The 12,777-nt window shown below is 71.4% G+C and carries 12 protein-coding genes; 5 read left to right on the forward strand and 7 right to left on the reverse strand.

The window, feature by feature from the left end; translation table 11 throughout:
- Positions 1-168: 168 nt before the first annotated feature.
- Positions 169-1,125 (forward strand): methylmalonyl Co-A mutase-associated GTPase MeaB, encoded by a 957-nt coding sequence (gene meaB / locus ACFV61_RS09675; protein WP_063347780.1) that lies wholly within the window; start codon positions 169-171, stop codon positions 1,123-1,125.
- A 62-nt stretch (positions 1,126-1,187) separates the two neighbouring features.
- On the opposite strand, the gene ACFV61_RS09680 is transcribed toward meaB, so the two are convergent.
- From ACFV61_RS09680 to ACFV61_RS09700, 5 genes are all read right to left on the reverse strand, one after another.
- Positions 1,188-1,703 (reverse strand): MarR family winged helix-turn-helix transcriptional regulator, encoded by a 516-nt coding sequence (locus ACFV61_RS09680; protein ID WP_079135623.1) that lies wholly within the window; start codon positions 1,701-1,703, stop codon positions 1,188-1,190.
- Positions 1,704-1,742: 39 nt separating this feature from the next.
- Complete coding sequence (locus ACFV61_RS09685; RefSeq protein ID WP_063351133.1) at positions 1,743-2,552, reverse strand: AIM24 family protein; 810 nt, start codon at positions 2,550-2,552, stop codon at positions 1,743-1,745.
- Positions 2,553-2,773: 221 nt separating this feature from the next.
- Positions 2,774-3,424, reverse strand: a complete 651-nt coding sequence (locus ACFV61_RS09690) for an AIM24 family protein (protein ID WP_063347778.1) — start codon at positions 3,422-3,424, stop codon at positions 2,774-2,776.
- The gene (locus ACFV61_RS09695; protein ID WP_380490942.1) at positions 3,424-4,062 is read right to left on the reverse strand and encodes an AIM24 family protein; all 639 of its coding nucleotides are present in this window, start codon (positions 4,060-4,062) and stop codon (positions 3,424-3,426) included. The genes ACFV61_RS09690 and ACFV61_RS09695 overlap by 1 nt, the downstream gene beginning before the upstream one ends.
- Positions 4,063-4,142: 80 nt before the next feature.
- Entirely contained in the window at positions 4,143-4,940 is a 798-nt protein-coding gene (locus ACFV61_RS09700) for a DUF2127 domain-containing protein (protein WP_380336718.1), read from the reverse strand.
- Between the two features lie 311 nt (positions 4,941-5,251).
- Between ACFV61_RS09700 and ACFV61_RS09705 the strand changes: the two genes are divergently transcribed.
- Positions 5,252-5,563: a DUF3817 domain-containing protein gene (locus tag ACFV61_RS09705; RefSeq protein ID WP_380490944.1), complete on the forward strand. Its 312-nt coding sequence runs from the start codon at positions 5,252-5,254 to the stop codon at positions 5,561-5,563.
- A 104-nt stretch (positions 5,564-5,667) separates the two neighbouring features.
- On the opposite strand, the gene ACFV61_RS09710 is transcribed toward ACFV61_RS09705, so the two are convergent.
- Positions 5,668-7,296: a M4 family metallopeptidase gene (locus ACFV61_RS09710; RefSeq protein ID WP_380490946.1), complete on the reverse strand. Its 1,629-nt coding sequence runs from the start codon at positions 7,294-7,296 to the stop codon at positions 5,668-5,670.
- A gap of 424 nt (positions 7,297-7,720) precedes the next feature.
- Complete coding sequence (locus ACFV61_RS09715) at positions 7,721-9,358, reverse strand: M4 family metallopeptidase (RefSeq protein WP_380490948.1); 1,638 nt, start codon at positions 9,356-9,358, stop codon at positions 7,721-7,723.
- A gap of 493 nt (positions 9,359-9,851) precedes the next feature.
- Here ACFV61_RS09715 and ACFV61_RS09720 point away from each other — a divergent pair, with 493 nt between their 5' ends.
- The 3 genes from ACFV61_RS09720 to ACFV61_RS09730 all read left to right on the forward strand — a co-directional run bounded on the left by ACFV61_RS09720 (position 9,852) and on the right by ACFV61_RS09730 (position 12,679).
- Positions 9,852-10,391: a MarR family winged helix-turn-helix transcriptional regulator gene (locus tag ACFV61_RS09720; protein ID WP_063347772.1), complete on the forward strand. Its 540-nt coding sequence runs from the start codon at positions 9,852-9,854 to the stop codon at positions 10,389-10,391.
- Positions 10,392-10,468: 77 nt separating this feature from the next.
- Positions 10,469-10,810, forward strand: coding sequence for a DUF3817 domain-containing protein (locus ACFV61_RS09725; RefSeq protein ID WP_063347771.1), 342 nt, complete (start codon positions 10,469-10,471; stop codon positions 10,808-10,810).
- Between the two features lie 183 nt (positions 10,811-10,993).
- Positions 10,994-12,679, forward strand: coding sequence for a methylmalonyl-CoA mutase (locus ACFV61_RS09730; protein ID WP_380490950.1), 1,686 nt, complete (start codon positions 10,994-10,996; stop codon positions 12,677-12,679).
- Positions 12,680-12,777 lie beyond the last annotated feature (98 nt).

A 12,777-nucleotide genomic window follows, 5' to 3' on the forward strand; every position in this document is an offset into this window, starting at 1 on the left:
GCCAGCGTGCACAGCAGCGCCACCTCGTCGGGGGAGAAGGCGCGGGGCGAGCGGTGGGGGGGGTCCAACACCCCCCTCAACCGCGCCCCCGGCCCCCCCGGCCCCCCCCAGATTGCCCCCCCGCCCCCGGGCCGCCCGCGGAGAGGGACTCCGCGCTAGGAGCTCCCGATGATCGATGTCGCCACGCTGGTCGAACAGGCCCGGGCGGGCCGGCCGCGGGCGGTCGCCCGGCTGATCACGCTGGTCGAGAACGCCGCCCCGCAACTGCGCGAGGCGATGGCCGCGCTCGCGCCGTACACCGGGCAGGCCTACACGGTGGGCCTGACCGGCTCGCCCGGGGTCGGCAAGTCCACCTCCACCTCGGCGCTGGTCTCCGCCTACCGGCGGCTCGGCAAGCGGGTCGGGGTGCTGGCCGTCGACCCGTCCTCGCCGTTCTCCGGCGGCGCGCTGCTCGGCGACCGGGTCCGGATGCAGGACCACGCCACCGACCCCGAGGTGTTCATCCGCTCGATGGCCACCCGCGGCCACCTCGGCGGGCTGTCCTGGACGGCCCCGCAGGCCCTGCGGGTGCTGGACGCGGCCGGCTGCGACGTGATCCTGGTCGAGACCGTCGGGGTGGGCCAGTCCGAGGTGGAGATCGCCGCCCAGGCCGACACCACCGTGGTGCTGCTCGCCCCCGGCATGGGCGACGGCATCCAGGCCGCCAAGGCCGGGATCCTGGAGATCGGCGACGTCTTCGTGGTCAACAAGGCCGACCGGGACGGCGCCGACGCCACCGCGCGCGAGCTCAACCACATGCTCGGCCTCGGTGAGGCCCGCGGGGCGGGGGACTGGCGCCCGCCGATCGTCAAGACCGTCGCCGCCCGCGGCGAGGGCGTCGACGAGCTGGTCGAGGCGCTGGAGAAGCACCGCGCCTGGCTGGAGGAGCACGGCGAACTGGCGGCGCGCCGCCGCCGCCGGGCCTCCGACGAGATCGAGGCGATCGCGCTGGCCGAACTGCGCACCCGGATCGGCGACCTGCGCGGGGACCGCCACCTGGCCGGCCTGGCCGAGCGGGTGGTGGCGGGCGAACTGGACCCGTACGGCGCGGCCGACGAACTCGTGGCCGGCCTCACCCGCGCCTGAGGACGGCGCAGGGCCGGCCCCCGGTGGGGCCGGCCCTGGTGTGCTGGGGGGGCGGCGGTGCGTCAGGCGCGGCCGCGGAGGCCGCGCAGGTGTTCGGCGACCGGGGCGAGTGCCTCGTACATGGCGTCGAGCTGCTCCTGGGTGAAGCGGTCGATGAAGTGGGCCCGGACGCTGCGCACGTGGTCGGGGGCGACCCGCTGCATGGTGTCCCAGCCGTGCTCGGTGAGGTGGGCGTAGAGGCCGCGGCGGTCGCCGGGACACTCCTGGCGCAGCACCAGGCCGGCGTTCTCCATCCGGGTGATCTGGTGCGAGAGCCGGCTCTTGGACTGGAGGGTGGCGGTGGCGAGGTCGGTCATCCGCATCCGACGGTCGGGGGCCTCGGAGAGCACGACCAGGATCTCGTAGTCGTTGATCGCCAGGTTGTGCGGCTGGAGTTCGCGGCTGAGCTGGTACTCCAGCAGCTTGGCGACCTCCAGATGGGCGCGCCACATCCGCTGCTCCCTGGCGGTCAGCCAGGGAGTCTCCTCCTCGGGCTGCGACGGAGGGGTGTCCGCAGTGTTGATCGTGTGCGTATCCATGGGCTCAGCATACCCTATTTAGTTCAATATTGTACAAGTTTACAGGCCGAAACGTCGCCCCAGATCGCCCAGATTGCCGAGGCCCGGCACGTTGAGGTTGCCCCCGCCGTGGCCCGACGCCGCCGGCTGGGACGGTACCCCGCCCACCGGCACGCCCGCCTCGGCGTCCACCTGGCCCACCGACCGCTCGGCCATCAGCTTCTCGCTGGACTGCAGCAGCACCTGGCCGGCGCCGATGAACTCGAACTGGTGCTCCTCGCCGGAGGCCCCGCCCAGCCCGGTCAGCCGCCGGATGCCGCCGATCAGCCCGTGCATGTAGTCGTGGTCGTAGTGGTGGCACGGCGCCGGGCAGTCCGCCCAGCCGACCAGCGCCTGCGGGTCCACCCGGATCGGCGGCTCGACGAAGTGCACCGGCCCGTTGGAGGCGGCGACGAACTTCCCGGTGCCGATCAGGGTCAGGAAGCCCGGGATGATCGACTGCTTGAGCCGCAGCGACGGGTCGAAGGCCAGCAGGTTGCCCGAGCGGACGGTCAGGTTGCCGTCGTCCAGGTCGTAGGAGTTGAGGTCGAAGGCCCGGTCGGCCAGCAGCAGCTTGCCGCGGCCCTGGGCGACGACCCAGTCCGCCGCGTGCATCGGCGAGTTGAAGTGCTGGCCGATCACCCGGTCCAGCATGCCGGCGCCGACGCCCTTGAAGGTGATGTCGCCGTAGTAGGCGACCATCTTGCCCTTCTGCAGGAAGTACGAGCCGTTCAGGTCGACCGAGTAGGCGTACGGGTTGACGTTGTCGTTCACCGGCAGGCTGTACGCGTCGTGCACCACCGGGCCGGAGCCGCCGTGCGCGTTCGGCAGCGGGGCCTGCGGGCCGCCGAACTGCTCCTGGGCGTAGGCCTGTTGGGGCTGCTGCGGGGGAGGCGGCGGCGGGTAGCCGCCCTGCTGGGGGTAGCCCTGCGCGGGCGGGTGGCCCTGGCCGGGCGGCGGCGCGTAGCCCGGCGGGGGAGGGGCGGCGAAGCCGGGCTGGGTCGGCTGGTCGTACGGCGACTGCCCGTACGGCGGCTGCGGCGGGTAGGACATCAGAGCTTCTCCTCGCTCGCCTGGACGTACACCGCGCCCTGTCCGGACAGCTCCAGCTGGAAGGCCTCGCCGGAGCCGCGGCCGATCATGTCGCGCCAGCCCAGCGCCGTGGACAGCTTGTTCTGCACCTGGCCGCGGTGCGCCACGTACGCCTGCGGGTCGACGTGCACCGGCTGACCCGGGACGATCGGCAGCTCGAAGACGCCGCCGTGCGCCATCACCGCGACCGAGCCCTTGCCGTCCAGCTGGGTGGTGAACAGGCCCTGGCCGGTGACCTGGCCGCGGACCATGCCCATCACCCCGCCCTGCGAGCCCATGAACATGGTGGACTGGCGCAGCGTGCCCTCGAAGGCCAGCAGCCGGTCCGCCTCGACGTACAGGGTGTCGCCGGCCAGGTCGATCACGTGCACGTGGTGGCCGCCGTGGCCGAACATCACCCGGCCCTGGCCCTCGACGGTCATCAGCGGGGTGTCCTCGTTGGCCACCCGGCGGCCGATCATCGACATCACGCCGCCCTGCCCGCCGGTGATGTTCGGCGTGAAGCGGACGTCCCCGGTGTACGCGAGCATCGCGCCGCGCTGGCTGAACAGCCGCTGCCCGGGCAGCACCACGGCCTCGACCATCTTGCCGTTGATCTTCGTGAAGCCCATCAGACGTCGCCCCCGATGGTGACCTTCTCCGACGGCTGCACGTACACCAGGCCCTCTCCGGTGAACTCCACCTGGACGGCCTCGCCGCCGCCCTCGCCGATCACCGTGGTCCAGCCCGCGCCCGACTTCAGGCTGCGGCGCAGGCTGCCGGTGTGCGCCACGTAGGCGCCCGGGTCCACCCGCAGCGGCTGGCCCTGGCCGACCCGCAGGATGATCGCGGGCCCGTTCGAGGTGACGGCGGCCCAGCCGTGGCCCTCCACCTTGGTGGTGAAGAGGCCGTTGCCGGAGGACATGCCGTTGAGTCCGGTGAAGGTGGTGCCGGTGCGCAGCGAGCCCTCCGTGCAGAGCAGGTTGTCCGCCTCGACGAACAGCGTCTCGCCGTTCAGCCGGACCAGGTTGATCTCGGTGGCCTTGTCGGCGAAGTAGCAGGTGCCCTGGCCCTTCACCTCCATGACGGTCATCTGCTCGCCGGTGAGCCGGCGGGCGACCATGCCGCGCAGGCCGTCCCCGCCGCCGGTCAGCTTCTTGAAGCTCATCTGGCCGGTGTAGGCGACCATCGAGCCGTGTCTGGCCTTGACGGCCTCGCCGGCCAACTCGACGGCGAGTACCCGGGATCCCTGGAGTCTGAACTGTGCCACGGCCGCAATCTAGCGGGCGCGGCCGGTGCAGGGGGAGGGGCGGGGGCGGAACTGGTACCGGTCTGCGACAAACGCGCCGGTCACGCCCGCGCGTGCGCCCCCCGAGCGGCGTGCGGGACGGCGCCGGCCGCCTCCTCGACCTCCAGCAGCGAGGCCGAGTGGCGCTCCGCCTCGAAGGCCACCACACCGCCGCGCAGCCCGAACAGCCGCTTGGACAGCATGATCCAGAGCACCGCGGCGATGTTCAGCACCAGCGTGCCGATCTTCACGGCGCTGACGTGCTCGCTCAGCTCGTAGCCCTCCAGCGGCAGGAAGGCGGCGGTGGCCACGACGGTGAGGTACTCGGCCCAGCGCCTGCCCAGCCAGAGGCCGACCGCCTCGACGATCTCGATCAGCGCGTAGGCCACCAGCGCGCCCGCGACGATCAGCAGGGTGCTCTTCCTGTAGTCGAAGGTCTTGCGGATGGTGTCGACGATCGGGGAGTGTTCGAGGTCCCAGTGGAAGTGGTCGGTGACCGGCCGGAAGACCGACAGGTTCTCGTCGAACACCCGGTGCACGGCGTCCTGGCTGTTGGAGAACTTCCAGACGGCCCAGGCCACGATGATGATCAGCAGGCCGCGCAGCACCCGCTCGACGGCGAGGAAGCGCAGGATGAAGAGGTCCCGCAGGGCCTTGCCGCGCGGCACCAGCGGGGCGTCCTGCGCCGGGCCGGAGCCGTGCGGGGCGCCGAGCGCGAAGTCTCCGCAGCGCAGGCAGCGCCAGGCGTCGCCGAGGGCGGTCGCGGCGTGCAGCCGGGCGGCCAGCTCGGGCTCGGTCGGTGCGTAGGTGGTGTGGCCGCGCTTGGCGCAGGTCCTTCGGTCCCAGTCCCGCTTGAACATGTGGTCGCTACCCCCGGTCGTCCGATGTCTACGGCGCCCGGTGCGTCGGGCGCGGGCAGCAGGATAGGGGCAGCGGGTGACGGGCCGGCGCGACCCGCCTGGTTCTGGCGCACAGCTGTGACACGGACACGACGGCCGTGGGGTCGGGCGCGACGGCCGTGGCGCCGGGGCCGGACACGGCGGCTGTGACGTCGGGCACGGTGCCCACCCCGGCCGGGGCTTCGGACAGGTGCTCGGTGATAATGGCCGGAAGGCTTGTGAGTCGCTTCACAAGCAGGTCCGCCTCCGACCCCCGTATTGAGGTACCCATCGTGAACAGCAGCGCCGTCCACCGCCTGCGCCTGGTCTCCGGCCCCGAAGGGGTCTCGTTCATCCTGCTGCTGATCTGCTCCGTGCTGAAGCGGACCACGTCCTTCGACGGCGTCCCGGTGATGGGCATGGTCCACGGGATCCTGTTCATCCTGTACGTCGTCTTCTGGATCCAGGCCTGGCAGGCGCAGAAGTGGGACGCCAAGCGCGGCGTGCTGCTGTTCGTCCTCTCGGTGCTGCCCACCGGCGGCTTCTTCGCCGAGCGGATGCTCGCCAAGGAGGAGCGCGGCGAGCTGAAGCCGGCCACCACGTAGGGACGAACCCCCACTGCGCGACGGTCGACAGGCTGCCGCGGCCTCCTCTCCCAAAGGGCCGCGGCAGCCTGTCGCCGTTTCTTACCGGGGGTGGCTAGGGGTGGCTAGTTGACGTTGACGCCGCTCCACGCGGCCGCCACGGTCTTGTACTCGGTGCTGGTGGCGCCGTACAGGTCGGTCGCGGCCTTCAGGGTCGCCGTGCGGGCGGCCTTGTAGTTGGTGGTGGAGGTCATGTAGACGGTCAGCGCGCGGTACCAGATCGCGGCCGCCTTGGTCCGGCCGATGCCGGTGACCGTCGAGCCGTTGGAGGTCGGGCTGTTGTAGCTGACCCCGTTGACCACCTTGGCGCCGCTGCCCTCGGACAGCAGGTAGAAGAAGTGGTTGGCGATGCCCGAGGAGTAGTGGACGTCGAGGTTGCCGACGCCCGAGTACCAGGAGTCCGCGGAGTTGCCGTCCTTGGAGGGCTTGTCCATGTAGCGCAGCGGCTTGCCGTTGCCGAAGATGTTGAGCTTCTCGCCGATCAGGTAGTCCGGCGGGTCCGCGGGCAGGTTGGCCGACCACTCGACCATGGTGCCGAAGATGTCGGAGGTGGCCTCGTTGAGGCCGCCGGACTCGCCGGAGTAGTTGAGGTTCGCCGTGGCGGAGGTGACGCCGTGGGTCATCTCGTGGCCGGAGACGTCGATCGCGGTCAGCGGGTTGGTGTTGCCGGAGCCGTCCCCGTACGTCATGCAGAAGCAGGAGTCGTCCCAGAACGCGTTGACGTAGTTGGAGCCGTAGTGGACGCGGCTGGCGGCGCCGACGCCGTTGTTCTTGATGCCGTTGCGGCCGAAGGTGTTCTTGTAGTAGTCCCAGGTGGCCGCGGCGCCGTACTGGGCGTCCACGGCGGCGGACTCGCGGTTGGAGGCCAGGCCGTTGCCCCAGGAGTTGCTGGTCTTGGCGAACAGCGTGCCGTTGCCCGAGGTGGCGCCCTTGAGGTCGGTGGTGGACTGGCCGCCGCGGGTGGCGTCCTTCAGCGAGTAGGTCGAGCCGCTCTGGGTGGTGGTCAGCGTGACGGTGCCGACGTTGACGCCCTTGCCGGTGCCGGTCGCGGTCTGCACCTGCTCGCGGGTGGACAGCACCTCGCCGGTGGCGGCGTCGGTGACGACCTGCTGGCTGCTCGGGGTGCCGTCGGCCCGCTCGCCGCGGACCACCGTGCGGTGGGCCAGCCGCGGCGCGCCGTCGGCCGCCCACACCACCAGCTCGGCCGCGCCCGCGCCGTCGACCCGGCTGAGCGCCGCCTCGTCCTCGTCGGCGGCCGTTCCGACGGTCGCCCGCACCGCGGCGGTGGCCCGCTCGGCCGCCTGCCCGGCGGCGAGGCCCGGGGCCAGGCTCGGCAGCGACAGGCTGCCGTCGAAGGCCCGGTCGACCGAGTCCACCGAGCCGTCGGCGCGCTGGTGGACGACCAGGTCGCCGCCGAGCACCGGCAGGCCGGCGTAGGTCCGCTCGTAGCGCAGGTGGCGTTCGCCGTTGGCGTCCGCGACGACGTCCTTGACCACCAGCCGCTCCTGGCCGCCGAGGGCCAGGGCCTGGGCGACCGGGCTGCTCTGCCCGGCGGCCACCGCGAGCAGCGCCGCGCGCTGCTGCTCCGGCGACGGGGCGGCGGCCTGGGCGGCGGGGACGATGGCGATCTGGATCACGCCGGCGAGCAGGGCGGTGGCGGAGAGTACGGCGCCGGCTGTCAGCTTTCGCTTCACGTGCGGGGGTTCCTTCCACGAAACCGCGTGTGCGCGCGGTTGCGCCGCGTACCGGGGCGCCGGGGTTGGCGCCGTTGGGGCGGTAGGGCGCGGACGTGCTGCTCCCGTGCGGTACCTGACGATCCGTCGATGGGTGGGGGTGACGGATGTCGGACGGGGCTTGGGCAGAAGCATGACAATCGATGGCAGGAAATGACAGACCACGGACAGGGATTGGCCGGGATCCGCCAGTATTGGTGCGGATGGTTCGGCTGCCGCCCAGTGCCCGCTACGGGCGGTTCGTCCGGCTGGCGGGACTTCGCCACCCGGGGAGCGGGGCGGGCGGGAAGGGCAGGGGAGGGCGTGGGCATGCAAGGGGGGTGTGCGGACGTCCGGGACCGCCTTCCGCGGAGGCCCCGGACGTCCTGTCACCGTGCGCGGTACGTCAGTTGACGTTGACGCCGCTCCACGCGGCCGCAACCGCCTTGTACTCGGCGCTGGTGGCGCCGTACAGGTCGGAGGCGGCCTTCAGGGTGCCGGTGCGGGCACTCGCGTAGTTGGTGGTGGAGGTGAAGTAGACGGTCAGCGCGCGGTACCAGATCTGCGCGGCCTTGTCCCGGCCGATGCCGGTGACGGCCGAGCCGTTGGAGGTCGGGCTGTTGTAGCTGAAGCCGTTGATGCTCTTCGCGCCGCTGCCCTCGGACAGCAGGTAGAAGAAGTGGTTGGCGATGCCCGAGGAGTAGTGGACGTCCAGGTTGCCGACGCCCGAGTACCAGGAGTCCGCCGAGGCGCCGTCCTTGCTGGGCTTGTCCATGTAGCGCAGCGGGGAGCCGTCGCCGTTCAGGTTGATCAGCTCGCCGATCCAGTAGTTCGGCGGGTTGGAGGGCAGGTTGGCGTAGAACTCGACCATCGTGCCGAAGATGTCGGAGGTGGCCTCGTTGAGGCCGCCGGACTCGCCGGAGTAGTTGAGGTTCGCCGTGGCGGAGGTGACGCCGTGGCTCATCTCGTGGCCGGCCACGTCGATCTCGGTGAGCGGGTGGGTGTTGCCGCTGCCGTCGCCGTAGGACATGCAGAAGCAGGCGTCGCTCCAGAACGCGTTGACGTAGTTGGAGCCGTAGTGCACCCGGCTGGTCGCGCCGACGCCGTTGTTCTTGATGCCGTTGCGGCCGAAGGTGTTCTTGTAGAAGTCCCAGGTGGCGGCCGCGCCGTACTGGGCGTCCACGGCGGCGGACTCGCTGTTGGAGGCCAGGCCGTTGCCGAAGGCGTTGGTCGAGTTGGCGACCAGCGTGCCGGTGCCGGAGGTCTTGTTCTTCAGGTTGACGGTCGACTGGCCGCCGCGCGTGGCGTCCTTCAGCTGGTACGAGCTGCCGCTCTGGGTGGTGGTCAGCGGGACGCTGCCGACGAAGACGCCCTTGCCGGTGCCGGAGGCGGTCTGCACCTGCTCGTGGGTGGACAGCACCTGGCCGGTGGCGGCGTCGGTGACCAGCAGCTGGCTGCTGGGGGTGCCGTCGGCGCGCACGCCCTCGACGGTGGTCCGGTACGCCAGGCGCGGGTTGCCGTCGCTCGCCCAGACCACCAGCTCGGCCTTGCCGGTCTGGTGCACGGCCGCCAGCGGGGACTCGTCCTTGTCCGCGGCGACGCCGACGGTGGCCTGGACGGCGCCGGTGGCCTGCGCGGCGGCCTTGTCGGCCGGGATCTGCGGGGCCAGGCTCGACAGGCTCAGCTGTGCGGAGACCGCCTTGTCGACCGACTGCACCGCGCCGCGGGCGTTCTGGTGGACGACCAGGTCGCCGCCGAGCACGGGCAGTCCGGCGTAGGTGCGCTCGAAGCGCAGGTGCCGGGTGCCGTCCTGGTCCACCACGGCGTCCTTCGCCACCAGTTGCTCCTGGCCGCCGAGGGCGAGGGCCTTCGCCAGCGGGCCGGACTGGCCGCCCGCCAGGGCGAGCGCCGCCGCGTGCTGCTCGGCGGCCTGCGCCTGCGCCGCGGGGATCGGGCTGGCCTGGGCGGCGGTGCTCACCTGGACGACGCCGGTGAGCAGGGCGGTGGCGGAGAGTACGGCGACTGCTGCGAGCTTTCGCTTCACGGACGAGTCCTTCCGGGTAACCGCGTGTGGGCGGTCGCGCCTCGTCCCGGGGGCCGGGGTCGGCACCTGAGGGGCGGGACGGGCGCTGACGTGCGGACCCCGTGCGGTCGAGCGGCGAGCCACCGGTGGGTGGGGGTGGTGGCTACCGGACGGGGTTGGCGGAAAGCATGACAATCGAGCAAATCAAATGACAGGTCTTGCTCATGAATTGGCCAAGTCCCGCCAGCCGGAAGGATTGTGAACGGGCGGACAAAAGGTGCGAATCACCCTGCCTTTCAGCGGGTTACCATCCGAACCGAGGCCTGATAGTGCGGCTGCGGACCGATCGGCCGTCAACTCCGCTGCGCCCCGCCCCCGTTGCCGTGCATTCACACCGGTGCAATGTCCTGGTATGGACCTGGCCGCCCTTTTGGCGGGTTCCCGCCACGCGTCGCGCTTGTCCACCATCAGGACGGCTGGTAGCACCCGTCCCGTCCGCCGGTACGGTAAGGAGGTGCCCAAGCCCCTAGCCCTCGACTTCGACCCGATCGCCCGCGCCGACGAGCTCTGGACCCGCCGCTGGGGCGGGGTCCCCTCGATGGCGGCGATCACCTCGATCATGCGAGCCCACCAGATCCTGCTCTCCCGGGTCGACGCGGTGCTCAAGCCGTACGGGCTGACCTTCGCCCGGTACGAGGCGCTGGTGCTGCTGACCTTCAGCCGGACCGGCGAGCTCTCGCTGTCCAAGATCGGCGAGCGGCTCATGGTCCACCCGACCAGCGTCACCAACACCGTCGACCGGTTGGAGCGGGCCGGCCTGGTCGCCCGCCGCCCCAACCCGCTGGACGGCCGCGGCGTGCTCGCCGCGATCACCGGCCGCGGCCGCGAGACGGTCGAGGAGGCCACCCGGGAACTCATGGCGATGGAGTTCGGGCTGGAGGAGTACGACACCGAGCAGTGTCGGCAGGTGTTCGAACTGCTCAGGCCGCTGCGGATCGCCGCCGGCGACTTCACCGACGACCGCGGCGAGGGGGCTGCGCCGGAGCGGCCGTGAGGACGGCTACCCTCGTGGGAGCGGTGCGCGGATCCGGGCGTACCGGTCGATCCCTGCCGAACGAGGCGATGAAGAGTATGAAGGCGACCCCCCTGCTGGGCTGGTACCGGGCCCTGGCCATTGCGACCGGTGTGGCCCTGCTGGTGTTCTGCGGCTTCATGGTCGCGAAGTACGGCTTCGACGCGGCCGAGGACCTGACCACGTACGTCGCGATGCTGCACGGCTACCTGTACATCGGGTACTTCGTGGTGACCTTCCTGCTCGGGCAGAAGCTGAAGTGGCCGCTCGGCCGGATGATCCTGACCCTGGCCGCCGGCTGCATCCCGTTCGCCTCCTTCGTCTTCGAGCGCAAGGTGGTCCGCGAGGCCGCCGAGCGGCTCCCGGCCGGCGGCGACGCCCGCCAGCCCGCCGGCGTCTGATCCGACGCCCCGGCGAGTGCCCCTTCCCCCGCGGGGGAAGGGGCACTGCGCGTTTGCGGCCCCCGGCGTTTCGACCCCCGCCACCCAAGACACCTACATGGGCAGTCGAGTAAATTAGTAGGACGTCCTAATAGCTGTGCCGCCCCGGTGCCGTGGCGGCCGTACGGAGCGGAGTTCGGGGTCATGGACGCCGAGGAGATCGAGCGCGGACGGCAGCGCTGGCAGCAGCGGTACGACAGCGCCCGCAAGCGGGACGCGGACTTCACCACCCTGTCCGGCGACGAGGTCGAGCCGATGTACGGGCCCGCCCCCGGGCAGGCCGTCGAGGGCTTCGAGCGGATCGGCTGGCCGGGCGAGTACCCCTTCACCCGCGGGCTGCACCCGACCGGCTACCGGGGCCGCACCTGGACCATCCGCCAGTTCGCCGGCTTCGGCAACGCGCAGCAGACCAACGAGCGCTACCGGATGATCCTGGAGGCGGGCGGCGGCGGCCTCTCGGTCGCCTTCGACATGCCCACCCTGATGGGCTACGACTCCGACGACGCCAAGTCGCTCGGCGAGGTGGGCCACTGCGGCGTCGCCATCGACTCGGCCGCCGACATGGAGGTGCTGTTCAACGGCATCCCGCTCGGCGAGGTCACCACCTCGATGACGATCAGCGGCCCGGCCGTCCCGATCTTCTGCATGTACCTGGTCGCCGCCGAGCGCCAGGGCGTCGACCCGGCGGTGCTCAACGGCACCCTGCAGACGGACATCTTCAAGGAGTACATCGCCCAGAAGGAGTGGCTCTTCGCCCCCGAGCCGCACCTGCGGCTGATCGGCGACCTGATGGCGTACTGCGCCCAGGGCATCCCCGCGTACAAGCCGCTGTCCGTCTCCGGCTACCACATCCGCGAGGCCGGGGCGACGGCCGCGCAGGAGCTCGCGTACACCCTCGCCGACGGCTTCGCCTACGTCGAGCTGGGCCTGTCCCGGGGCCTGGACGTGGACGTCTTCGCGCCCGGCCTGTCCTTCTTCTTCGACGCGCACCTGGACTTCTTCGAGGAGATCGCCAAGTTCCGCGCCGCGCGCCGGATCTGGGCCCGCTGGATGCGCGACCGCTTCGGCGCCAAGACCGACAAGGCGCAGTGGCTGCGCTTCCACACCCAGACCGCCGGCGTCTCGCTGACCGCGCAGCAGCCGTACAACAACGTGGTCCGCACCGCCGTGGAGGCGCTGTCCGCGGTGCTCGGCGGCACCAACTCGCTGCACACCAACGCCCTGGACGAGACCTTGGCGCTGCCCTCCGAGCAGGCCGCCGAGATCGCCCTGCGCACCCAGCAGGTGCTGATGGAGGAGACCGGCGTCGCCAACGTGGCCGACCCGCTGGGCGGTTCCTGGTACGTCGAGGCGCTCACCGACCGGATCGAGCAGCAGGCCGAGGCGATCTTCCAGCGGATCCTCGACAAGGGCCGCGAGGACCACGGGATCGGCCCGATCACCTCCGGCATCCTGCGCGGGATCGAGGAGGGCTGGTTCACCGGCGAGATCGCCGAGGCGGCCTTCCAGTACCAGCAGTCGGTGGAGAAGGGGGACAAGCGCGTGGTCGGCGTCAACTGCCACCCGCGCAGCGTCACCCCCGAACTGGAGATCCTGCGGGTCAGCCACGAGGTCGAACGCGAGCAGGTGCGGGTGCTGCGCGAGCGCAAGGAGGCCCGGGACGAGGCGGCGGCGCGGGCCGGGCTGGACGCCATGCTGGCGGCCGCGCGCTCGGGCGAGTCGATGATCCCGCCGATGCTGGACGCGGTGCGTGCCGAGGCGACCCTGGGCGAGATCTGCAACGCGCTGCGCGAGGAGTGGGGGACGTACCGGGAGAACGCGTCCTTCTAGGCCCAATGCCAGTGACTTTGGTGTGTCTGTCTCGTTGGTTGTGGTGTGGCGAGGGTGGGGCAGGTCAAGTCGTGTGCGGGTGAGCGGTTGTCGGATCG

The organism is Kitasatospora sp. NPDC059817 (assembly GCF_042731835.1).
Classification (GTDB): domain Bacteria; phylum Actinomycetota; class Actinomycetes; order Streptomycetales; family Streptomycetaceae; genus Kitasatospora.